The 21,596-nt window shown below is 63.0% G+C and carries 22 protein-coding genes; 9 read left to right on the plus strand and 13 right to left on the minus strand.

The genetic code is table 11. From position 1 onward, the window contains the following. Positions 1-23: 23 nt before the first annotated feature. Entirely contained in the window at positions 24-872 is an 849-nt protein-coding gene (locus tag FQP90_RS17185) for an isocitrate lyase/PEP mutase family protein (protein WP_144652290.1), read from the minus strand. A gap of 111 nt (positions 873-983) precedes the next feature. Between FQP90_RS17185 and FQP90_RS17190 the strand changes: the two genes are divergently transcribed. The 3 genes from FQP90_RS17190 (at position 984) to FQP90_RS17200 (ending at position 3,200) form a co-directional block, all read left to right on the plus strand. Then, positions 984-2,291, plus strand: a complete 1,308-nt coding sequence (locus FQP90_RS17190) for an aminotransferase-like domain-containing protein (protein ID WP_144652291.1) — start codon at positions 984-986, stop codon at positions 2,289-2,291. After that, positions 2,288-2,716 carry a universal stress protein gene (locus FQP90_RS17195; RefSeq protein ID WP_144652292.1) on the plus strand — a complete coding sequence of 143 codons (429 nt, stop codon included), beginning with the start codon at positions 2,288-2,290 and terminating at the stop codon, positions 2,714-2,716. Before FQP90_RS17190 ends, FQP90_RS17195 begins: the two co-directional genes overlap by 4 nt. A 172-nt stretch (positions 2,717-2,888) precedes the next feature. Further along, on the plus strand, positions 2,889-3,200 hold the full coding sequence (locus tag FQP90_RS17200) for a hypothetical protein (protein WP_144652373.1): 312 nt from the start codon (positions 2,889-2,891) through the stop codon (positions 3,198-3,200). Here FQP90_RS17200 and FQP90_RS17205 read toward each other — a convergent pair. After that, positions 3,197-4,600: an APC family permease gene (locus FQP90_RS17205; RefSeq protein ID WP_144652293.1), complete on the minus strand. Its 1,404-nt coding sequence runs from the start codon at positions 4,598-4,600 to the stop codon at positions 3,197-3,199. The genes FQP90_RS17200 and FQP90_RS17205 overlap by 4 nt on opposite strands. Positions 4,601-4,806: 206 nt before the next feature. Between FQP90_RS17205 and FQP90_RS17210 the strand changes: the two genes are divergently transcribed. After that, complete coding sequence (locus FQP90_RS17210; protein WP_244296819.1) at positions 4,807-5,901, plus strand: amidohydrolase; 1,095 nt, start codon at positions 4,807-4,809, stop codon at positions 5,899-5,901. Positions 5,902-5,929: 28 nt separating this feature from the next. On the opposite strand, the gene FQP90_RS17215 is transcribed toward FQP90_RS17210, so the two are convergent. The 5 genes from FQP90_RS17215 to FQP90_RS17235 all read right to left on the minus strand — a co-directional run bounded on the left by FQP90_RS17215 (position 5,930) and on the right by FQP90_RS17235 (position 11,653). Further along, positions 5,930-6,526 (minus strand): phosphatase PAP2 family protein, encoded by a 597-nt coding sequence (locus FQP90_RS17215; protein WP_144652375.1) that lies wholly within the window; start codon positions 6,524-6,526, stop codon positions 5,930-5,932. 88 nt (positions 6,527-6,614) lie between these two features. Further along, positions 6,615-8,156 (minus strand): dihydrolipoamide acetyltransferase family protein, encoded by a 1,542-nt coding sequence (locus tag FQP90_RS17220; RefSeq protein WP_144652294.1) that lies wholly within the window; start codon positions 8,154-8,156, stop codon positions 6,615-6,617. Positions 8,157-8,210: 54 nt separating this feature from the next. After that, a complete protein-coding gene (locus tag FQP90_RS17225; RefSeq protein WP_144652295.1) occupies positions 8,211-9,191 on the minus strand; it encodes an alpha-ketoacid dehydrogenase subunit beta in 981 nt (326 codons plus the stop codon). Beyond that, positions 9,191-10,384, minus strand: a complete 1,194-nt coding sequence (gene pdhA / locus FQP90_RS17230; RefSeq protein ID WP_144652296.1) for a pyruvate dehydrogenase (acetyl-transferring) E1 component subunit alpha — start codon at positions 10,382-10,384, stop codon at positions 9,191-9,193. Before pdhA ends, FQP90_RS17225 begins: the two co-directional genes overlap by 1 nt. Positions 10,385-10,534: 150 nt before the next feature. Then, the gene (locus FQP90_RS17235) at positions 10,535-11,653 is read right to left on the minus strand and encodes a histidinol-phosphate transaminase (protein WP_208760035.1); all 1,119 of its coding nucleotides are present in this window, start codon (positions 11,651-11,653) and stop codon (positions 10,535-10,537) included. Between the two features lie 72 nt (positions 11,654-11,725). Between FQP90_RS17235 and FQP90_RS17240 the strand changes: the two genes are divergently transcribed. Next, complete coding sequence (locus FQP90_RS17240) at positions 11,726-12,154, plus strand: phage holin family protein (RefSeq protein ID WP_144652298.1); 429 nt, start codon at positions 11,726-11,728, stop codon at positions 12,152-12,154. Positions 12,155-12,185: 31 nt separating this feature from the next. Here the strand turns inward: FQP90_RS17240 and FQP90_RS17245 are convergent, their stop codons facing one another. Both FQP90_RS17245 and FQP90_RS17250 read right to left on the minus strand, forming a co-directional pair. Then, positions 12,186-13,541, minus strand: coding sequence for a hypothetical protein (locus tag FQP90_RS17245; protein ID WP_167510512.1), 1,356 nt, complete (start codon positions 13,539-13,541; stop codon positions 12,186-12,188). Then, positions 13,541-13,852: a hypothetical protein gene (locus tag FQP90_RS17250; protein ID WP_144652300.1), complete on the minus strand. Its 312-nt coding sequence runs from the start codon at positions 13,850-13,852 to the stop codon at positions 13,541-13,543. The genes FQP90_RS17245 and FQP90_RS17250 overlap by 1 nt, the downstream gene beginning before the upstream one ends. A 165-nt stretch (positions 13,853-14,017) precedes the next feature. Here FQP90_RS17250 and purB point away from each other — a divergent pair, with 165 nt between their 5' ends. The 4 genes from purB (at position 14,018) to FQP90_RS17270 (ending at position 17,487) form a co-directional block, all read left to right on the plus strand. Next, positions 14,018-15,424, plus strand: coding sequence for an adenylosuccinate lyase (gene purB / locus FQP90_RS17255; RefSeq protein WP_144652301.1), 1,407 nt, complete (start codon positions 14,018-14,020; stop codon positions 15,422-15,424). Positions 15,425-15,688: 264 nt separating this feature from the next. Then, positions 15,689-16,345 carry a histidine phosphatase family protein gene (locus tag FQP90_RS17260; protein WP_144652302.1) on the plus strand — a complete coding sequence of 219 codons (657 nt, stop codon included), beginning with the start codon at positions 15,689-15,691 and terminating at the stop codon, positions 16,343-16,345. Positions 16,346-16,474: 129 nt separating this feature from the next. Beyond that, the gene (locus FQP90_RS17265; RefSeq protein WP_144652303.1) at positions 16,475-16,978 is read left to right on the plus strand and encodes a GNAT family N-acetyltransferase; all 504 of its coding nucleotides are present in this window, start codon (positions 16,475-16,477) and stop codon (positions 16,976-16,978) included. A 74-nt stretch (positions 16,979-17,052) separates the two neighbouring features. Beyond that, entirely contained in the window at positions 17,053-17,487 is a 435-nt protein-coding gene (locus tag FQP90_RS17270) for an acyl-CoA thioesterase (RefSeq protein WP_089596607.1), read from the plus strand. A 121-nt stretch (positions 17,488-17,608) separates the two neighbouring features. Here FQP90_RS17270 and FQP90_RS17275 read toward each other — a convergent pair whose 3' ends face one another. The 4 genes from FQP90_RS17275 to FQP90_RS17290 all read right to left on the minus strand — a co-directional run bounded on the left by FQP90_RS17275 (position 17,609) and on the right by FQP90_RS17290 (position 21,595). Beyond that, a complete protein-coding gene (locus tag FQP90_RS17275; RefSeq protein WP_144652304.1) occupies positions 17,609-18,358 on the minus strand; it encodes an SDR family oxidoreductase in 750 nt (249 codons plus the stop codon). A gap of 93 nt (positions 18,359-18,451) precedes the next feature. Beyond that, positions 18,452-19,792, minus strand: coding sequence for an MFS transporter (locus FQP90_RS17280; protein ID WP_144652305.1), 1,341 nt, complete (start codon positions 19,790-19,792; stop codon positions 18,452-18,454). 55 nt (positions 19,793-19,847) lie between these two features. Next, the gene (locus FQP90_RS17285; RefSeq protein WP_144652306.1) at positions 19,848-20,861 is read right to left on the minus strand and encodes a biotin-dependent carboxyltransferase family protein; all 1,014 of its coding nucleotides are present in this window, start codon (positions 20,859-20,861) and stop codon (positions 19,848-19,850) included. Next, a complete protein-coding gene (locus tag FQP90_RS17290; protein WP_144652307.1) occupies positions 20,858-21,595 on the minus strand; it encodes a 5-oxoprolinase subunit B family protein in 738 nt (245 codons plus the stop codon). The genes FQP90_RS17285 and FQP90_RS17290 overlap by 4 nt, the downstream gene beginning before the upstream one ends. Between the last annotated feature and the right edge of the window lies 1 nt (position 21,596).

Raw genomic sequence — 21,596 nt, forward strand, 5'->3', positions numbered from 1 at the left:
CCGCCGTCGCGCGTTCCACCGCCTCACAGGCTGTATTTGGGCCCCTGGGCGAACAGTGCGTCCATCTCATCGTGACTCCGCGTTCCGGCCAGCCCGGCCCAGTTGCCGTCGCCAAGGATTTCCTTCGCTACCCGGGCCACCTTGGCGTAAGCGGCTTTGGCTGCGTTGCCGCCGATGCTGACGCGACGGACACCGGCGTCGTGCAGTTCCAGGGGCGACGGATCCCCGACGCCTGCCAAAGCGTTGAGCGGCGCCGGAATGCGGCTGGACAGCTCATGCAGGACGTGCAAATCCACGACGCCGGGCACAAAGATTCCGTCGGCACCCGCCCTGAGGTAGGACTCGGCACGGCGAAGCGTTTCGACGTAGGCGGTGTCAGGAAACTGGCCCGACAGGTAGGTGTCCGTGCGGGCGTTGATGAACAGCGGAATGCCGCGATCGTCCGCAGCGGCGCGGATGAGGGCGATTCTGCGCGACTGTTCGTCGATGTCAGTGAGCGGTTCCGTGGCGGAGTCTTCGATGTTGATCCCTACGGCTCCGGCATCCAGGACTGCGTGGACCGTGGCGCGAAGTTCGTCGTCCGTACGCCCGTAACCTGTCTCGATGTCGGCGGTAACCGGCAACGTGGTGGCACCGACCACTCGCCCCAATGCCGCCATGGCCAAACCCCACGGCACGTGGTCGCCATCCCGGAACCCGAGGCTCCAGGAGACGGCCGAGCTTGAGGTGGCGATCGCCGTCGCGCCTGCTTCCTGGACGACGCGGGCGGAGGCCGCGTCCCAGACATTCACGAGCACCAGCGGCGTGGGCCCGGCGTCGTGGAGTTTGTGGAACTGTTCGGCCTTGGTCACGGATCCCCGGTGCGCTGTCATAGCTACATTCCAGCCGCTCCCGATGCCGGCGTAAAGCTCAGCCTGCGAAAATGGAATTGATTCGAAAACAACTGTTGCCTCATTAGCAACATCGAGGAGTATCCTGTCACTGTGACCCACGAAACATTGGATGCCGGCGCAACGCTGCCCGCTGAAGCCATCGACGCCATTGAGCGGGCCGCCACGGCCGCCCACCCGCACGAGGAACTGTTCTCCGCGCGGGCCGCCAACATCAAGCAGTCCGCCGTTCGTGATGTCTTCGACATCTCGATGCGGCCGGGCCTTGTCTCCCTCGCCGGGGGCAACCCGTACCTGCAGTCGCTGCCCCTGGAGAAGCTTGGCCAGACTGCCGCGCGGATCATCGCCGAAGAAGGCATGACCGCCCTGCAGTATGGCGGCGGCCAAGGCACGGAAGAGCTGCGCCAACAGATCTGCCAGATCATGGCCGCCGAGGGAATCACGGACGCGATCCCCGAGAACGTGGTCATTACCGCCGGATCCCAGTCCGCACAGGACGTTGCCACCAAGGTCTTCTGCAACCCCGGCGATGTTGTCCTCGTCGAAAACCCCACCTATGTGGGGGCCCTGAATACGTTCGAGGCGTACCAAGTGCAGGTGGAACCGATCGAAATGGACGACGACGGCCTGGTACCTGAGCTTCTTGAGGCCAGGATCGCGGCGCTTCAGTCAGAGGGAAAGAACATCAAGTTCCTCTACACGATCCCCAACTTCAACAACCCTTCGGGCATCACCCTGGCCGAGGAGCGCCGGCAGCGGATCGTCAATATATGCCGCGAAGCGAATATTATCGTCCTGGAGGACAACCCCTACGGGCTGCTGCGGTTCGACGGCCATCCCATTGCTCCCATGCGCGCAGCGAACCCGGACGACGTGATCTACCTCGGCTCGTTCTCCAAGATTTTTGCTCCGGGGCTTCGCATCGGCTGGGCCTTGGTTCCCGCGCATTTGCAGCGGCGCTTCTACTTGGCGTCGGAGGCCGTAACGCTCTGCCCCCCGCCGCTCAACCAGATGCTCGTCTCGGCATATCTCCGCGAATACGACTGGGAAGGCCAGATCGATACCTATCGGAAGCTGTACGCGGAGCGCTGCGAGTCACTGCTGTCCGCGCTGGACGAATACATGCCCGCAGGACTCACGTGGACCCGGCCGGACGGCGGCTTCTTCGTGTGGGTCACGCTTCCCGAGGGCGTGGACACCTATCCCCTGCTGGCGAAGGCGATCGACGCCGGCGTCGTCTTCATCCCCGGCGCGGCATTCTCCCCGGCGGACGGACCCTCCAACAAGCTCCGCCTCGCCTTCAGCGCAGTACCCCCGGATACGATAGCCGAAGGCGTCCGCCGCCTGGCACCAGTCCTGGCGGAAGCCATCAAAGCCACCAATGAAGGAGCAGCACAATGACCGGAGTTGTGATTGTCGGAGTAGACGGCAGCGAGACAGCAATGAGGGCTGCCCGGGCAGCCCAGCAGCTGGCCATTGGACTGGGGGCCAGCCTTCGCGTGGTGAGTGCTTTCGACAGCAACCGCACCGAGGTGGTTGAGATCGGCACGGACAAGTGGATCGTGTCCGACGCCGCCGAGGCTGAAGCTGTTGCCCGCGCTGTGGCGGAGCGGCTGGCCGATGACCGCCTTGAGGTGACCTATTCGGCCGCCCGCGGCAAGCCGGGCGAAGCCCTGGTGAAGGAAGCCGAAGTGCAGGACGCCCGCCTGATCGTGGTGGGCAACCGGCGCATGCAGGGCTTGGGCCGGGTGCTGGGCAGTGTGGCCAACACGGTTGCCCACACCGCCCCTTGCGATGTCTATATTGCCAAGACCGACCAGCCATAAAGCGAGCTGAATCACTGCGCCGGGTGGGGAGACTCACCCGGCGCTTGGCGTATTTTGGGCCTGCGCGCAGACCTAACCGTTATAAAATCGAGATGCTCCCAATGGCGTGCGCCACCATCCACTTCTCGATTTCAGGGGAACTTCCTTGCTTACCTTGCAGCCGCGCCAGCGCGTGGGACACGACATCCTGCTTGCCCGCCACGGCAACAACATCAGCACCATGCGCTTCGACCGCGCCAACGACCGCATCATCGCGATGCTGGACGACGGCTCTTGGGACAGCGCCCCCAACATGATCTCCCCGAGCCTCGACATGCCGGAGACCATTGGCAGCGTATTCCGCAAGGACTGGCGCTTCCTGTCCGTCGCGTGCGTCGCGATGATGACGGTGGCCGCCGTCGCGATGGGCATCAGCGTGGAGCTGGCCAATCACATGTCAACCACGGAACTTCAGGCACTGCTGGTCAACTACCCCGCGTTCTAGCGGCTGCCAGCCACCTCGGAAGGCTGAGCTGCCTCACCGTCGGGAGTGCCGTCGTCGAAAGTCAGGTCCAGGCGACCGCCGGCCTTCCGGCGCCGCGCGACGAGGATCGCCAACCCCACGGCCAGCCAAACCGCTCCCAGCAGGTACGTGAACCAAGCCAGTGATGTCCACAACCATGCAATGGAAGCAAAGCCCAGCAGCGGCAGGACCAGATTTCGCAGTATCCCCTTGGGTCCCCGTTTCCTTAGATCGAAGAACAGCACTTTGATGGTTGCCAGGTTCACCACTGCGAAGGCGATCAAAGCTCCGAAGTTGATCATGTACACGGCCTGCTCCAACGTAATAAACAGGGCAACCAGGGAGACCGCAGAGACAAGCAGGGCGGCAACATATGGCGTGCGGAACCGCTCGTTCAGCTTGGCCAACGCCCCAGGCAGGATCCGGTCCCGCCCCATGGCATAGATGACTCGACTGACACTCATCTGGGCTGCGGTACCGCAGAGGACCAGCCCACCGAGGTTCACCAGCACGAACACCACCATCAGTACGTCACCTCCGGCACGTTGCATGAGTTCCGTGCCGGCGGCGTCGAGGTTTTCGAGGGACCTCCACTCCGGTGCAATCAGGCTTCCCGCCACCGAAAACAGCGTGTAACCCAATCCTGCGAAGAGCGTGGACAGGATGATGCCGCGAGGAACGTCCCGCTTCGGGTTGCGGGCTTCCTCGGACAAGGTGGAGACGCCGTCGAACCCCAGGAAAGCGAAGGCGACAATGGCCGCAGCGGCCATGACCGGCGCTATTCCCCCGTCCCCCAACGTAAGGGGGCGGATGACATTCCCAAATGTGAGATCCGGGGCGTTGAGGACTGCCAAAACAACGAAGACCAGGATGACAAGGACCGAAGCGGTCACCCCCGCAAAGTTCATCTTCTTAATCCAGGCAACGCCGATCACGCTGAAGAGTCCCACCACCAGAAGACAGGCCAAGACTGCCAGCTGAGGCGGTATTCCGGGCAGCAAGCTGTTGAGGTAGAGGCCGAAGAGCAGGAAGTTCACCATGGGCAGGAACAGGTAATCCAGCATCATGGCCCAACCCACCATGAAACCCACAGGCTTGCCGAAGGCGCGGGAAGCATAGGCGTAGGCGCCGCCGGTCACGGGGACGTGTCGCGCCATCTGTCCGTAACTGTGGGCCGTAAACAGCATGGCAACCAACGCCGCCATATAGGCCGCGGGCAGATGCCCGTCACTGATCTCCGTCCCGGCCCCGTACACCGCCACCACCGAGAGAATCCCCATGGAGGTCAGGCCGAAGGCGACGAGTGAGGGCAAACCGAGGACGCGCTTGAGCGTTGGCCCTGATGCAGGACCCTCCGTGGCGCTGGTTGGGGTGGTGTACATGGCGTTCTCCTCGATGCGATCCGCATCACATAAATGAATGGTGTTCATTAGGTTAGAGGGTGCTGCGGCTCTTGTATAGCCTTTGGTATCCCAAAATTTGTATCGGGTCATGCCGGCTTCAGTGTTTTGTTGCCATTTAGGCTGTTGCTTGCGCCGGCACTCGATGCTTAGGATATTTGGTATACCGAACTGGAGAGAGGACCCATGTGACTACATCTGCGATGCCGATGGATCATGCCCAACTGTCTCAAGGGGAGTCTCTTCTGCTGACATCGGGCTTCGTGGACGCGCACATACACCCGGACAAAACCACGTGGGGCGCCGACTGGCTGTCCCGCCCACCCGCCCATACGCTCTCCGACCTGATCGGGAACGACCTCAAGGCCCAGCTTTCGTTCCAGGACGCCGTTGAGGACCGCGCCTACTCCCTCATGCGGCAAGCCGTCCTCAACGGGACCATGGCCATGCGGGCGCATGTGGACGTTGGCACGCAAATCGGCCTCCAAAATATCCACGGCGTCAGGGCGGCCGCTGAACGGCTTGCCCCTTTGTTGGACGTGCAGATCGTCGCCTTCCCGCAGTTTGGCCTGCTGAGCAATCCCGGAACCCTCGAGCTTCTGGAAGCCGCCTTGGCGGAGGGAGCCGATCTCGTAGGCGGCATCGACCCCGTATCAGTGGACGGCGATCTTCACGGCCATCTCGACGCCGTCTTCGGACTCGCGAACAAGCACGGCAGGGACCTGGACATCCACCTGCACGACGCGGGGCCGGAAGGACTGGCGCAAGTGCGTGCGATCGCGCAGCGCACCTTGGCGGAAGGCCTGCAGGGACGGGTCACCATCGGGCATGCATTTGCTGTCTGCGATCCCGCCCAACCGGAGCTGGGGGCCACCTTGGACGCAATGGCGGAGGCAGGGATGTGGATGGCGACGTGTGCCCTGGGTGCGGATCCAGTCCCCGCATTGGACCTCATGGAGAGCCACGGGGTCAGGGTTGCCCTCGGATCAGACGGAGTCCGCGATTCCTGGTCGCCCTTCGGCACCGGCAGCATGCTGGACCGTGCACACCTCTTGGGTTACCGTACCGGTGCTTTGACCGATGAAGAACTGGAACGTTGCTTCCGGATGGCCACGGCCGCCGGGGCGGAACTCGTGGGCTCGGCCGCGGTGAACGGTTTCTCCGGCCACGGGTCCGATGACCGGCTTGAGTTCGCTGCCAACTCAATTCCTGAGTTGGTGGTGGACAGGCCCGCCCCGCTGCGGATTGTTCGGAGTGGACGAACGGTGTCCCTGCCGGCTTGAGCGGGCCAGCGGGCCAGCGGGCCAGCGGCTAGAGCATCCACTCCCGCAAGAGCCACCACAAGCCGGCGATCACCACGCCACCAAACAACGAGCCCACAATGACCTGGCCCAGGGTGTGGGCGCGCAGGACCAATCGCGACCAGCCCACGGCCGGCACGAGCAGCAGCAGCGGAAGCCACACGGGGCCAAACATCAAGACAACTATGACGACGGCCGCAGCGAGGGCCGATGCGTGTCCGCTCATCTTCCAGAAAGCACTAACCACGGCCAGGACCGCGATGCCGCCGATCAGCGCGATGATCATCACCGAAACGCTGACGGGCCCATCCAGCACCTGGAGTACCACCAGTCCGGCCACCACAGATACCAGCGCCATCAGCAGCAGCGCGGGCCGCTGCCTGCGGTCGCTGACGTGGTGGTCCGTAATCCTTCCGAGCTTGACCATCACCAACACGTAGGACAGCGGCAAGACGCAAACGAACAAGGCTCCGAGCAGCCCGAACCACATCGTCCCAGGGAATCCAGGTTCAATGGCAGGACTAATCAACAGCAGGACCAGTACCACCGCCGGCGGCTGGAAGACCTCAGTCAACACCCGGGCAACCGTGCGCCACGGACCCGTCAGCATCTGGGGAGGCATATGCCCGGGCATGCCGATCCCGGGCTCCAAGCCGGAACCCGGGTTGGGGCCCGAGGTTGGGCCCGCCTTCTGGTCAGTCAAGCAACAGCGCCGGTTCTTCAAGAATGGCTGCTACGTCAGCCATGAAGCGAGCCGACAGGTCGCCGTCCACTACTCGGTGGTCGAAGGAACCGCCAAGTGTCGTGATCCAGCGCGGAATGACTTCACCGTCCAAAACCCACGGCTTCTGCTTGATGGTTCCGAACGCGATGATGGCGACTTCGCCCGGATTGATGATTGGCGTACCTGTATCAATGCCCAGGGCACCGATATTGGTGATGGTGAGGCTTCCGCCCTGCATTTCAGCTGGTTGCGTCTTGCCTGCACGGGCCTTGGTGGCCAGCTCGTTGAGCGCCAAGGCCAATTCCTTGAGCGACAGGTCCTGGGCATCCTTGATGTTGGGGACCATGAGACCGCGTGGGGTTGCAGCCGCGATACCCAGGTTCATGAAGTGCTTGACCTGGATCTCAGCGTTTCCATTACCGTCGGCGTTATCCACCCACGTTGCGTTCACGCTGGGGTTGCGGGCAGCCGCCCAGATCACTGCCTTGGCGAGAATGAGGAGCGGCGAGACCTTGATGCCCTCGAAATCCCGGGAAACCTTGAGTCGCTTGACGAACTCCATGGTGCGGCTGGCATCCACGTCCACGAAGATGCTGACGTGGGGAGCGGAGAACGCCGATTCCACCATGGCCTTGGCTGTCGCCTTGCGTACGCCCTTGACCGGCAAACGCTCCACGCGCTGGTCCTGGGGCTTCTTGGACGCACCCCAGAAACTATCCGCTTGGTCGTGTTCGGCGTCCCGCTGCGCCTGGTAGCTCACCAGGTCCTCGCGGGTCACCTCACCGCGCTGACCAGTGGCCACCACATCTGCGAGGTCAATGCCAAGATCGCGGGCGAACTTACGCACCGGCGGCTTGGCCAGGACTTTGTTGACCAGGCCACTGATGGTGCCGCTGATAGCCGCACCCCGGGAAGCTGCGGGCTGCGGCGCTTGGCCGTCCGGCACCTGGGTCACAGGCTCGACGACGGCGCGTGCCGGCGTCGTACGGTGGGGTACCGGCGCTTCGGCTGCTTTGGCTTCCAGGACAGCCTGGTGATCCTGAACTGTGCCCTCCGCGTTTTCAGCTACTGCGGCAGCCTCGACCACAGCGCCGGCCGGACGTTTGCGGGCCCGGCGTTTGACGGCGTCGGCCTTGGGACCTGAACCCACCAACGGACCACCGGCCGGGCGGTTGTCGTTGCTGTCGTCGTCGGCGGGCAGCTTGCCGTAGAGGGGCATTTCGACGGCAGGCACGTCCGGCGCAGGGGCCGTCGCCGGAGCTTCGCCGTCCTGGCCTTCCGCGACAGCGATGATCGCCGTGCCGACCTCCACGGTGATGCCTTCATCTACGAGCAACTCCGTGACAGTGCCGGCGAACGGCGACGGGAGCTCGACGAGGGACTTAGCGGTTTCGATCTCGCACAGGACATCGTTGATGGCAACGACGTCTCCCGGCTTGACCTTCCAAGCCACTACCTCGGCCTCGGTCAGGCCTTCGCCAACGTCCGGCAGGTTGAATTTCTTTACAGTCACAGTGGTCCTCGATTTCCGGTTACCCGGCAGCAAAGCGGGCAGGATCAGGGCGGTTTAGTAGGCCAGGGAGCGGTCGAGCGCTTCGAGGATCTTGTCGATGTCAGGCAAGTAGTCCTCTTCCACCTTGGCAACGGGGTAAGGCATGTGGAATCCGCCCACACGGATCACGGGAGCCTCCAAATGCAGGAACGCCCTCTCGCTGATACGCGCCGCAATCTCACCACCGATGCCGCCAAAGGTCGGGGCCTCGTGGGCAACGATCAAGCGGCCGGTCTTCTTGACTGACGCTTCCACAGTGTCGAAATCCACCGGCGAGATGGAACGGAGATCGACGACTTCGATGCTCCTTCCGTCCTCCATGGCTGCGTTGGCGGCGGCGAGGGCCACTGGAACCAAGGGACCGTACGCCACGATGGTGGCGTCAGTACCTTCGCGGACAACGTGCGCCTTGAACGGGTCCTCGGACAGACCGGGGTTCTGGACGTCCACCTCACCCTTGAGCCAGTAGCGGCGCTTGGGTTCGAAGAAGATCACGGGATCCTGGCACTCGATGGCCTTTTGGATCATCCAGTAGGCGTCGTGGGCGTTGGAAGGCGAAATGATGCGCAGCCCGGCGGTGTGGGCGAACAGTGCCTCCGGCGACTCGGAGTGGTGCTCAATCGAGCCAATACCGCCGCCGTAGGGAATTCGAATGACCACGGGTACGGTCAACTTGCCGAGGCTGCGGGAGTGGATCTTCGCCAACTGCGTGGTGATCTGGTTGAAGGCGGGAAAGACGAAGCCGTCGAACTGGATCTCGCACACCGGTGAGTATCCGCGGAGGGCCAGGCCAATGGCCGTACCCACGATGCCGGACTCAGCCAACGGAGTATCCACGACGCGTTCGTCGCCGAACTCCTTGATCAGGCCATCGGTGACACGGTAAACGCCGCCCAGGTGCCCGATGTCCTCGCCCATGAGCAGCGACTTTGGATTGCTTGTCAGCGATGCCCGAAGACCCTCATTGATGGCCTTAGCAATGGTCATGGTTGCCATCAGTTAGCTGCCTCCTCATCGCTTTCGAAGCCTGCCGAGTATTCCTCGAACCAGGCCAGTTCCTCCGCAATCAGCGGGTGTTGTTCGGCGTACACATTGGCAAACGCATCGCGGATGTCGGGGACCTCCAGGCCATGCGTCGTGCTGCGGACGTACTTGGCCAGCTCATGGCCGTCGGCCTTTACCTGGTCAAAGAACGCTTCGTCCGCCAGGCCCTCGGCGCGCAGGTACTTCTCCAAACGGTCCAGAGGATCCTTCTCGCGCCACGCGGCTTCCTCTGCGGACTCCCGGTATTTGGTGGGATCGTCGGCCGTGGTGTGTGCACCCACCCGGTAGGTGTAAGCCTCGATCAGTACGGGACCACGGCCCTCACGGGCATGCTCAAGGGCCCATTCAGTGACGGCATGGACCGCAATCACGTCGTTGCCATCCACACGGATACCCGGGAACCCGTAGCCTTTGGCACGGTTGGCCAGCGGGACCTTGGTCTGGACCTCGGTGGGCACGGAGATGGCCCAGTGGTTGTTCTGGCAGAAGAACACCACGGGGGCTTCATAGGACGCGGCGAAGACCATGGATTCGTGGACGTCGCCCTCAGAGCTGGCGCCATCACCGAAATAGGCGATCACGGCGGCCTTGGGATCCGTGGAGTCTGCGGCAGCAGCAAGTTTCTGGTCCCGTTGGATGCCCATCGCGTAGCCAACGGCGTGAAGGGTCTGGGCCGCGAGAACCAGGGTGTAGAGGTGGAAGTTGTTCTCCCGCGGATCCCAGCCACCGTTGGAGACGCCGCGGAACTGCTTGAGAAGCTCGGCAAGGTCCACGTTGCGGACCAGCGCGACGCCGTGCTCGCGATAGGTGGGGAAGATGTAGTCCTGGCGCTGGCTTGCGTGCCCGGAGCCGATCTGTGCGGCCTCCTGACCGGTCAGCGGGACCCACAAGGCAAGTTCACCTTGGCGTTGGAGCGCGGTGGCTTCCTGGTCGAAACGACGGATCCTGGCCATGTCCGCATAGAAGACGCGGAGCTTTTCGGGATCAATGCGCTTGGCGTAGTCCGAGAAGACAGGATCGGTACCCAGTTTTCCGTCGGGGCCGAGCAACTGAACCATTTCCACAGGTTCGCCTGGCGCGGCGGCTGCCGCGGTGGTCGCCGCGAGAGTTTCTTCCGTCCCGGGGGGCAGTTGTGTCGAGCCCATTCCGTCTCCTTGCTTGCCACGGCGGAGCGCCGGGCAATGTCTGTCGCTGGGATATATGCCCGTTCCGGAATGCATTCCGGAACGGGCATACTTTTGGCTTTCGTCCCTTACTTTATCGGCAGTAAGTAAGGTTGGCGCATTTGTTAACCGCTAGGAACCTTGCGGAGCCTTTGTATAACCTGCACAGAGATTCAAGAATCGAGTGTTCGCTTCTTCTTCACCAATGCTGACTCGAACGCCTTCGTTTCCAAACGCCCTCACTGACAACGCCTGCTGCGCCGCAAGGGCCGCAAATTCGCCGCTGTTCTCGCCAAGATTCAACCAAACGAAGTTGCCTTGGGCTTCCGGCACGAACCAACCCAAAGCCCGCAGGCCAGCCGTTACCCGGTCTCTCTCGTCCACCAGGCTTTGTACCCTTTCCACAACCTGGTCGAAATTCTCGATGGATGTCACGGCTGCGCGTTCCGCGATTTGGGAAACGGCAAAGGGTGTGGCGGTCACACGGAGGTGTTGCGTCAGCAAAGGACCGGAAACGCTGTAGCCAACACGCAGGCCGGCGAGTCCATGGGCCTTGGAGAACGTCCTCAGCACAATAACGTTGGGGTATTTGCGGTAGAGCTTGATTCCGTCCACGGCGTCCGCATCACGAACGAACTCTTGGTAAGCCTCATCAATGACCACCACAACATTGGGCGGCACGGCCTGAATGAAGCGTTCCGTTTCCTCGGCGGTGAGGATCGGTCCGGTGGGATTGTTGGGCGTGCAGAGGAGGATCACCTTGGTCCGCACCGTAACGGAGGCGGCCATAGTGTCGAGGTCGTGGCGCCCATCGGCCAACAACGGGATCTGCACGCTGGCTGCTCCCGCGAGTCCAACGCAGATGGGGTAAGCCTCAAAAGAACGCCAAGCGTAGATGACCTCGTCGGGCTTGCCGTCGTCATTCTGGCCGGCAAACGTAGCGAGGATCTGGTTCAGTGCCCCCAGGCTGCCGGCACCGGTGACGACGTCGTCAGCGGGGACATCCAGGAAGCCCGCCAGGCTGTTGCGCAGCTTGGTGGCAAGGGGATCCGGGTAGCGGTTGATATCGGACTGGTCTGCGATTGCCTGCAGCACTGCAGGAATTGGAGGCAGCGGGTTCTCGTTGGACGACAATTTGTAGCTGGTAAGGCCCTCAATCGGGACGGGTGGTTTACCCGCCGCATATTTGGGGAGCCTGTCCACGACCGGGCGAGGGAGTACGCCCTCCGGTACGTTGTCAGTAGTAGTCATGGCTTCAAGCCTACTTGCCTGCACACGGCCATCGCTGAGCTGTTTAACTGGTGCGTGTGGAACCATGGGGTCATGGGTTCATTCATTATTCGCGTCCTGATTAACGGACTTGCCCTTTGGGTGGCCACTTGGCTGCTTGAAGGCATGGATATCTCCACGTCCGCCACCGAAACGGCCGCCTCCAACGCGGGACTGGCGCAAGGCGCGGACACAGCCGGCATTATCTTGGCCTACCTCTTCATTGGACTCATCTTCGGAGTGGTGAACGCCTTCGTTCGCCCCTTGGTCCGGTTGCTGTCCCTCCCGGTGACCATCCTGACGCTTGGACTCTTCACTATCGTGATCAACGCCGCGATGCTGTACCTCACGGCATGGCTGAGCACTTTCACTCCGGTGCACCTCACTCTCGACTCGTTCTTCTGGACGGCCATCCTGGCGTCCATCATCATCAGCATCATTTCCATGGTGGCTGGCCTGATCCCAGGCGCACGCAAGCGTTAGCAGAAGGATTGCGTCCCCCGCAGGTGAAGCGCTACCGGCTTCCCGCGTCCGCCTTCGTTTCACGGACCGTTGGGGGCGAAGCAGGCTGTAACGCCGATGACTGGTCTGGCATGGGCGCCCTTTGCAGTTTGAAACGGGTCACTTTGGCCGTGCCACCGGCACCGACCACGCCCGCAAACGCAGCACTTGAAGCCAGCAGTGACTCGTCATGGCTGGCGGCGACCAACTCTGCTCCTGCCGCGTAGTTCTCTTGGTCATGTCCTGGTCCCAGACCCGGGTCTTCTCCGTCGGGTGCTTGGAGTTCGTCGGTCAGGGTGACAGTCACCCGCTCCTTTGTATCGGCGTTCATCCGGCCGTCTGTCCCAGGGACCCAGTCCTGAACGTGTTCCAGATGGAGCGAGGCGATGCCGGGCTCGGGGGTAATGTCTCCAACCGGGGCTCCTGCCGTCAGAACATACTTGAGGTCGAATTCGTTCAAGAACGCTTTGTTCTGGCTGAGGTTCATGGCATGAACGCCGCCCTGGCTGTGGCCCACTGCCACCACTGGATCCCCGGCCGCAGCACCCGCCTCACGGAGCGCTTGGCCGACGGCTGGAACAACCTCTTCAGAGTCATAGCCCAGCGCTTCGCCGATTCCTTGGATATCAAAGGGGTTTGTGGAGGGTGACTGGGGTTGGGTTCCCGGAATCAGGACCATCCATGAGGGTGACCCGTTGTTATCGAATTGAATGACCTCGATTGCACCATCGTTCAGGGCATGCAGCCTCTCGAGTCGCCGGAGGCTTTCTGCCATGGTCGGCTGTACGTCTTCGGTGGCTTCTTCCATCTTCTCGATGCTTACCGGACGGGGTTGGTGCTGGGTCAGCAGTGGCGAATCAAGAAGCAGGCGTATGAAGTCGGCCGCCTTGTAGCCATCGGGGATGAGCCGGTTGTAGCCCTCCTCAGTGAGGTCTCGCCCCAGTGCCAGGAATCCAGGAATGCCGGAGCTCCTTATTTGATCAAGACGCAGTGCGTGGGGCCGGGCGTTATAGGCCTCCGTCTCCACATAGTCCCGGTGGCTTGCCCGGACGCTTGCACCGACCCCCGCCAATTCCTGGCGGACCCGCCCTACCTCCTTCCGGCTCTCCGCCACGGCGTCGACGGCACGGCAGCCGGAATCATAAGAGTCGTATAGGAATGGCTCCAGGGCATCCTGAATACGGAGTGCTTCTTCTTCCAGCCCAAGAAGCTGCTGGACCAGCTCGTCGAGCTGGCTGGCGCCACGAAGGAGTTCCTCAAGCTGGAAGGACATCCCGCCCACTCCTCCCCTGATCAGAAGGGTCCCATCCGGGGCCGGGGGTGAAGGCAGCGGGGCCGCGCCGGCACCCACAGGGGCGGAATCAGCCATCACGGACCCCTCTCGCCCGATACGGAGACGTTCTGGGAGTGACGGAGAACGAGCGCAACTGCTGCGTCCAGCGACTCCCTGGCCCGCATCAGTGCAGACGCGTGCAGGGCAATGGTGGTCCGATAGGCGCGTCCTGCCGGCGACTGCCAGTCCGCGAGCTGGGTCCTCCGCAGAGACACCAGGACGGCGTCCACTTGATCCACACAGGTGGTGAGACGCCATGCCAGTCTCTGGACTTCATGGCTGCGCGAGGCACATTCCAGGGGGTCGAAGGTGGGCGGGTTGGCTGCAGGCATCAAGCCGACACTCATGTCCGTTTGCTCCAGGGATTGTTCTGCTGATCGGTAGCCAAAACGCTACGGACCGGCGGAACCCGACGGAAGCGGCGTCGTCGGCTATGTGGATAAAGGGATGGCCATCCACATAACCCCGTCACCAACTCGGGCTGTCCCACGGAACATGAAAGAATAGGCACCATGGCTGAATCCCCTCGCGTGTCCCTCGCTTCCGAACCCCTTGCCCTCGGCGCCCTCGACGGCCGCTACCGTGCCGCTGTTGCGCCCCTCGTCGACTACTTGTCCGAGGCGGCCCTGAACCGCGATCGCGTTCACGTTGAAGTCGAGTGGCTGATTCACCTGACCAGCCAGTCCGTCCTGCCGGGCGCTGGTCCCCTGTCCGATGAGCAGAACGCCAAGCTGCGCGCGATCGTCACCGAATTCGACGCCGCATCGGTCAATGAACTCGCCGAAATCGAAGCCGTCACTGTCCACGACGTCAAGGCTGTGGAGTACTACATCGGCCGCCGCCTGCCCGCTATCGGCATCGAGAACCTCACGGCCATGGTGCACTTCGGCTGCACGTCCGAGGACATCAACAACCTCTCCTATGCTGTTGGCATCAAGGGTGCCGTGGAGAACGTGTGGCTGCCCAACGCTGCCGCACTCGTCAAGCAGATCGAGGACATGGCGGAAGCGAACCGCTCGGTACCCATGCTGTCCCGCACGCACGGCCAGCCCGCCACGCCCACCACGCTCGGCAAGGAACTGGCAGTCATCGCACACCGCCTGAACCGCCAGCTGGATCGCATCGCCAAGACCGAGTACCTGGGCAAGATCAACGGTGCTACCGGTACTTACGCCGCACACGTCGCTTCTGTCCCGAGCGCCGACTGGGAAACCGTCGCCAAGACGTTCGTGGAAGGCCTCGGCCTCACGTGGAACCCGCTCACCACGCAGATCGAAAGCCACGACTGGCAGGCCGAACTCTACGCCGACATCGCCCGCTTCAACCGCATCCTGCACAACGTCTGCACGGATATCTGGAGCTACATCTCCATCGGTTACTTCCGTCAGATTCCGGTCGCGGGAGCCACGGGTTCCTCCACCATGCCCCACAAGGTCAACCCGATCCGCTTTGAGAACGCTGAAGCCAACTTGGAAACCTCCAACGGCCTCCTGGACACCCTGGGCGCAACGCTGGTCACTTCCCGCTGGCAGCGAGACCTCACCGACTCATCTTCGCAGCGCAACATCGGCGTCGCGTTCGGCCACTCCCTGCTGGCTATCTCCAATGTCGCCAAGGGCCTCAAAGCTCTGGACGTGGCCGAGGAAGTACTGGCCGGCGACCTCGACACCAACTGGGAAGTCCTGGGCGAGGCGATCCAGATGGTCATGCGCGCCGAGGCGATTGCCGGCGTCGAGGGCATGGAGAACCCGTACGAGCGACTCAAGGACCTCACCCGTGGCCAGCGCGTGGACGCTGCCCGCATGCAGGAATTCGTCCAGGGCCTCGGCCTTTCCGCTGACGCCGAGGCTCGGCTGCTCGCCCTCACTCCGGGCAAGTACACGGGCATCGCCGACAAACTGGTGGATCACCTGCAGTAACGCTCAACGCTCGACGACGGCGGGCCGGGGCTGGGTGCCTCGGTCCGCCGTCGGCGTTAACCGCCCTCGGTATCACTCCCGCGTCGGCGCCCCAGCTTTCCAGCGGAAGTCTGCTCCTTCCCAGCTGCTGACCACAGCACGCGCTTGACCTCGAAACGGCGTGTCTGGCTGTTCCGTGGCTCCAGGGGCTGGTTGGGTGGAGGTAAACGGGCTGGAGCGCAACACCGCCACCCCCTGCAGCTACACGTGAGGAGCGGAGCAACCATGAAGCTCCTGTTGATCAGGCACGGACAAACCCCTGGTAACGTCGCAGGCCAGCTGGACACGGCGTTTCCTGGCCCGGGGCTGACTGAGCTCGGTAAGCGCCAGGCAGCGGCCTTGCCGGAAGCCTTGGCTGACGAAGCCATCGAGGCCCTGTATACATCCACGTTGCTGCGTACCCAACACACTGCGGCCCCGCTGGCACAAGCCACAGGATTGGAGCCAACCATCCTGGACGGCGTCCACGAAATCGAAGCCGGCGCCCTGGAAAAGAAGACAGACCACGAATCTCACATGCGCTACATGAGCACCGTCTTCGCTTGGACGGACGGTGACCTGGACGTGCGGATGCCGGGGGCCTTCAACGGGCACGCTTTCTTCGCCCGTTTCGACGCTTCGGTGGAGAAAGTTGCAGCCGCAGGGCACTCAACAGCCGCGATCGTCAGCCATGGTGCCGCAATCCGCTGTTGGGCAGGCAGGAGGGCCACTGACATTGACACACTGTTCGCCGAAACGCACCAGCTCCCCAACACCGGAATCGTGGCCCTGGACGGCGACCCCGCCCATGGGTGGAAGGTGCTGCACTGGGACCAGATCCCCGTGGGTGGCATGGCTCTGGCAGACCAAACCGCCGAGGACCCTACGGGCGAGGCACTGTAAGGCACGCTGCTCCCCTTCGCTCCAGCATTTCTCCCGACGCTTACGCGCAGGAAACACCACGGTAACCACCGCTCCGTAGGCTTGATACGCATAGACCCCTCCGACCAAACCCGGCGAATTGAGGCACCAATGCAGACCAACCCACGGCTCAATATTCGGCAGGTCACGTGGGCCAATCCCGTGGGCGCCGACCTCCGGGCAGCACAGCAGGCAGAACTGGATTCACGCTTCGGAACTACGGACCATGAGCCGGGCCCGCCGCCTTCGGAAGCTGACACGGCGGTCTTCGTTGTTGCTTACGAGAAATGCTCCGGACAGCCGCTGGGATGTGGCGGGCTCCGAATGCTGGACGAGAACACGGCCGAAATCAAAAGGTTGTACGTGGTCCCTTACGCCCGCGGCTCGGGAGTTGCGAGTTCCATCCTGGCTGCACTCGAGGCCCAGGCCCATTCCCACGGATTCAGCGTGATCGCCGCAGAAGCGGGTTCGGCCCAGTCGGACGGCCGCAGCTTCTATGAGAGCGCAGGGTTCGCATCGGTGCCGAACTTTGGCCCGTACGTGGGGGTCGAGGAATCGTATTGCTACTCCAAGCGCCTCGACTCGCACAGTGCGTCTCACACGGCAATGGCGTAGGAACGGACGGTACTGGCCTGGCGCGTCTGCGCAATATCAAGCAGAGAGTGGCTCCGGTTCGATAATCTCGGATTATGGAAAAAGCAGACATCACCTTTCGCACCCGTAAATGGGTGCGGCCCGAGGACCTCAACGCCAACGGCACGCTCTTCGGTGGCAGCCTGCTGAAGTGGATCGATGAAGAGGCCGCGATCTACGCCATCCTTCAATTGGGCAATGGCCGCGCAGTGACCAAGTACATCTCCGAAATCAACTTTGTGAGCTCCGCTGTGCAAGGGGATCTGATCGAGATGGGGCTGACGGCAAAGCGCTTCGGCCGGACATCCCTGACCATGCGGGCAGAGGTCCGCAACATGATCACGCGGCAGCCGATCCTGACCATTGAGGAGATCGTTTTCGTGAACCTCGGCACGGACGGTCGTCCCCAGCCGCATGGCTACACGGAGATCACGTACGACCGCGACCGCATCCCCACGCATCACCTGACCGAAACGCTGGACGAAGACTGAACCTGCCGCCGTCGTACCGCCTTCAAACTGCTGCTCAACGGGTGCTGGCGGCCACGAGAACGCGGCCGCCAGCTTATATATCCGGTGACGGGAGTGATGTCACCGGAACCTGTGGGGCACCTTAGCGCCGGTCAAACGTCAGGCCGCCGGGTACCTGGAACGTCGGCATGAGCTCAAGCATGCCCACATTCACGTGGCGCGGAGTTTCGATGGCGTAGTCCAGGGCGTTGACGATGTCGTCCGTGGTCAGCGACTCGTAGCCCTCGTAGTAGGTCTGCCAGGCTTCTTCCATGGCCTCGGGCGTGCCGCCCAGGTTGCGGCCGAAGATCTCCGTCTCCACCCGGCCGGGGCAGATCTCGGTGACGCGGATGCGTTTGCCCACGGTGTCGTTGCGGAGTTGGCGGGAGATCTGGTGCACGGCGGCTTTGGTGGCGTGATAGACCGTGTGGCCGTAGAAGTTGTACGTGCCGGCGATCGAGCTGATGTTGATGACGTGGCCGAGGTCGCGTTCCACCATGCCCGGCAGCACCAGTCGGGTGAGCTGCAGCAGGCCGCGAAGATTCACATCCACCAGTTCGTCGATGTCCTCCTCGGACGAATCCAGGATGTTGCCGGGCCGGGACACTCCGGCGCAGTTCACGAGGACGTCCACCTTGAGGTCATTCACGACGGCGGCCAGCGCGGCGGTGTCGGTCAGGTCGACTACGTGCGGGATGGCTCCGGTGCGGTCGGCCAGCTCGGCCAGGCGTTCCTCGTTGCGGGCCACGGCGTGGACGGTCAGGCCGCGCTTGGCCAGGCGCTCGGCGATGGCTGCGCCCATTCCGGTTGATGCTCCGGTGACAAGGGCGGTGGTGTAGTCGGAAAAAGACATTGGGTCCTCCAAAGGTGGGGAATCGTGGGGCGCAGTGCGCCGGGCCCGGAAGCCCGGCGCTGGCCGCAGCTAGTGGGCCGCAGGTAGTGGTGGCTAGGCGTCGCGCAGCGGTTCGTGTGCGCGGTCCTTGACCGTGCTGACGGCGATCAAGGTGCCGAGGGCCGTGACCACTGCGTAGAACGCAGGCATGTAGATGTTGCCGGTGCTGCCGATCAGCCAGGTCATGAGCAGCGGGGCGGTACCGCCGAACAGGGCCGAGGAGATGTTGTAGCCCAGGCCGTAGGCGGAGTAGCGAACGCGGGTGGGGAAGAGCTCGACGATCAGGATGTGGATGACTGCGGTGTGGCCGGCGAAGACGATGGCCATGATGCAGGCGCCGAGGATGGCCAGGCCCATTTCGCCGGTGGCGATGAGGGCGTAGGACGGAATGCCGAGGACTGCCATGGCGATGGCGGAGCCCGCGATGACTTTCTTGCGGCCAACGCGGTCGGAGAGGGCGCCCATGAACGGGATGGCGATGCAGATGACCACCAGGCTGCACGCGGTGACCAGGAGGGCTTCGCCGATGGTGAAGTTCAGTTGCTTGCCCTTGAGGAAGGTAGGCATGTAGGAGAAGAGGACGTAGTAGCCGGAGCCGTTCATCAGCGGGATGAAGAGGGCCAGGAGCATGGCGCGGCGGTGTTCCTTGGACTGGAAGGCTTCCTTGAGCGGGTTCTTGGAGAGCCCGCCCTCTTCCTTCAATTTCTCGAAGTTGGGGGTGTCGCTGATGGCCTTGCGGATGTACCAACCAATGATGCCCATGGGGATGGCCACCAGGAACGGGATGCGCCAGGCGAACGAGCCGAAGCCGCCGCCGTCGATTGCTGCCTGGGTGAGCCACGGCGACATGGAGAAGGCCACCAAGGTACCGGTGAGCAGTGCCGCGAAGGAAGCGATCTGTGCGTAAGACGTGATGATGCCGCGCTTGCCCTCAGGAGCGTGCTCAGCGAGGAAGGTCATGGCGCCGGCGGCCTCGCCGCCGACGGAGAAGCCCTGGAGGAGCCGCATGAGGACCAACAGGATAGGCGCCGCGATGCCGATGGCCGCGTAAGGGGGCAGCAGGCCGATACCGGCGGTGGCAACACTGATCAGGAGGATGACGAAGACCAGGAGCTTTTGCCTGCCGATCCGGTCTCCGAGGTAGCCGCAAACCACCGCGCCGAGCGGACGAACGAAGAAGGAGACCGCGTAACCGGCGAACACGAAGAGCAGGGCGTTGTCCGGGTTGCCCGGGGCCAGGAAGACGAGAGCCAGCGTTCCCGCCATGAAGGCGAAAATGCCGTTGTCGTACAGTTCCACGAAGATGCCAACACAACCTGCGGTGACAACCTTGCGGGTTTGGCGGCTGGTAAGCCGCTCATGCTGCACTGGCGCAGCGTTGGTGCTTGCGGTCATGACTTTTCCTTACTGAGATGAGCGTAGCAACGCCTACTGGTATGACGACAGGTTTTTAGCTGCATGCCGCAACTGGTAGGTCCTGCCACTGGGGACGGCATCCGATGCCGAGGAGTCCGAAGACGGTGTTGACGGATTCGCGGAGTGTTTCAAGTTGGGCCCGCGAGCGCCTGTGGGCGGCAGTTGCTTCTGCCACTGTGGTTTTCCGAAAACGGACTTTGTCCCCTGGCCTCGCTTGGGCCAGGACATCCAGTCCGGTGCTGGTGACTACTGCCAGGACCGGATACCCGGCGGTGACGCCGCGGCCCCGGTGCAGTACCAGCAGCTCTTCCCTTGAGGGAACCTCGACGGCGCCCACTGGCACGCCGCGGGAAAGGACCTCACCGCTTGAGGTTCTTTCCGGAAGCTCTCCGCCGAGCCGCAGGCCGATGTGGTTGCTGCGGCCGCTGACGGCGTACTCCGAGGTGAAGAGCAATTCACCAGATTCGCCAAACTCGGCGACGTCCGGTCCATCGGTCACATCGACCGACAGGTCTGATCCCATGCTTGGCCGCTCAAGGCCCAGCCGGAAAAGGGGAAGGTCGAAGTACGGCTGGCGTACAGGTGTCACGCTCCGACGGGTGACGAGCGTGGTTCCTTCCCGAAGTTGAAGTCCGAAGCCCACCACGGTGTCCGGAGCTGCACTGCCGAGCAACGTCTCAGCTTCGAGGGAGCCGTGGACGGCCAGGTAGGCACGGAGTCCGCGGTGGATCCCGCGAATGGACACTGATTCACCTGCACGCACCGATACCGGTTCCCATTGGCTGCAGGGGCGGCCACCGACGGTGAGGGTGAGGGGAGCACCAGTGACGGCGATCAGGAGGTCGGTGTTTGCCGTCATCCGGAAGTCGAGGGCGGTGATTTCCACCAGGGGATGGTTGTCCAGATTGCCGGCCAGGATGTTGGCGGCCCGGGCGGAGTACTGGTCCAAGGCGCCGTTGACCGGCAGCCCGAAGCGGGGTCCACGGAATCGGCCGAGGTCCGTGACCACGGAATTGCCCGGTTGCTGGACCAGGATTGCGCCGCTCATGGCCGTGCTTCCAATTCCAGTGGCACCAAGTCCATGCCGGCGAAGTCGCTGAAGGCTTCGGCGGGGATCTGCCGGAACCGCAGGATGTCGCCCGGCTTGTAGGGCACAAGGGGTTCGCGACGGATGTTCAGGACGCTCAGCGGGGTCTGGCCAATCACACACCAGCCACCAGGAGCCGCTGCCGGGGCGATGACAGCCTGGCGTCCGGCAACCGCCACAGCGCCGGCGGGCACGCTGAGCCGGGGATCCTTGAGGCGGGGCACGGGTTTGGGGAACGCCGGACCGTCCATCATGGGCGAACCCGCTGGCGCACCGAGGCACCGTACGGTGTAGGTCTTCCCGGTGTGGAACCTGATGACTTCCTCGGTGGAGATGCCCTGGTACTCGGCGACCTTTTCCAGGTCCGGACCGTACTCGCCGCCGTACACCACGGGAACATCGAATTCGCGGGGAGCCTTTGCGGATTCATCGGCATGGTGGAGTTCCAGGAGTCCGAGCTTGACGAAGGCGCGCACTTGGCGGGCGGAAACCATGATGGGATCGAACTCCACCAGCACGGAGTCGTAAGTGGGAACAGCGCCGTGGAGACCTTCCGCTCCGCAGCTTTCCAGCCAGTCGGCCAAGCGGTGGACGGTGAGCCAATTGTCTTCACTCGCCTCCGATATCGCCACGACACGCAACGCGGAGTCTCCGCACTCGTGGATTTCCGTGGGAGCCACTGTCAGGACGGACATG

Source organism: Paenarthrobacter nitroguajacolicus (assembly GCF_007786235.1).
Classification (GTDB): Bacteria; Actinomycetota; Actinomycetes; order Actinomycetales; family Micrococcaceae; genus Arthrobacter; species Arthrobacter nitroguajacolicus_A.

Bases quoted from the DNA above. Each gene is read 5' to 3' on its own strand.
- FQP90_RS17185 (WP_144652290.1), bottom strand. From the start codon at position 872: ATGACAGCGCACCGGGGATCCGTGACCAAGGCCGAACAGTTCCACAAA.
- FQP90_RS17195 (WP_144652292.1), top strand. From the start codon at position 2,288: ATGACCGGAGTTGTGATTGTCGGAGTAGACGGCAGCGAGACAGCAATG.
- FQP90_RS17205 (WP_144652293.1), bottom strand. From the start codon at position 4,600: ATGTACACCACCCCAACCAGCGCCACGGAGGGTCCTGCATCAGGGCCA.
- FQP90_RS17225 (WP_144652295.1), bottom strand. From the start codon at position 9,191: ATGGCAACCATGACCATTGCTAAGGCCATCAATGAGGGTCTTCGGGCA.
- pdhA (WP_144652296.1), bottom strand. From the start codon at position 10,384: ATGGGCTCGACACAACTGCCCCCCGGGACGGAAGAAACTCTCGCGGCG.
- FQP90_RS17235 (WP_208760035.1), bottom strand. From the start codon at position 11,653: ATGACTACTACTGACAACGTACCGGAGGGCGTACTCCCTCGCCCGGTC.
- FQP90_RS17240 (WP_144652298.1), top strand. From the start codon at position 11,726: ATGGGTTCATTCATTATTCGCGTCCTGATTAACGGACTTGCCCTTTGG.
- FQP90_RS17245 (WP_167510512.1), bottom strand. From the start codon at position 13,541: ATGGCTGATTCCGCCCCTGTGGGTGCCGGCGCGGCCCCGCTGCCTTCA.
- FQP90_RS17250 (WP_144652300.1), bottom strand. From the start codon at position 13,852: ATGAGTGTCGGCTTGATGCCTGCAGCCAACCCGCCCACCTTCGACCCC.
- purB (WP_144652301.1), top strand. From the start codon at position 14,018: ATGGCTGAATCCCCTCGCGTGTCCCTCGCTTCCGAACCCCTTGCCCTC.
- FQP90_RS17260 (WP_144652302.1), top strand. From the start codon at position 15,689: ATGAAGCTCCTGTTGATCAGGCACGGACAAACCCCTGGTAACGTCGCA.
- FQP90_RS17265 (WP_144652303.1), top strand. From the start codon at position 16,475: ATGCAGACCAACCCACGGCTCAATATTCGGCAGGTCACGTGGGCCAAT.
- FQP90_RS17270 (WP_089596607.1), top strand. From the start codon at position 17,053: ATGGAAAAAGCAGACATCACCTTTCGCACCCGTAAATGGGTGCGGCCC.
- FQP90_RS17275 (WP_144652304.1), bottom strand. From the start codon at position 18,358: ATGTCTTTTTCCGACTACACCACCGCCCTTGTCACCGGAGCATCAACC.
- FQP90_RS17280 (WP_144652305.1), bottom strand. From the start codon at position 19,792: ATGACCGCAAGCACCAACGCTGCGCCAGTGCAGCATGAGCGGCTTACC.
- FQP90_RS17285 (WP_144652306.1), bottom strand. From the start codon at position 20,861: ATGAGCGGCGCAATCCTGGTCCAGCAACCGGGCAATTCCGTGGTCACG.
- FQP90_RS17290 (WP_144652307.1), bottom strand. From the start codon at position 21,595: ATGTCCGTCCTGACAGTGGCTCCCACGGAAATCCACGAGTGCGGAGAC.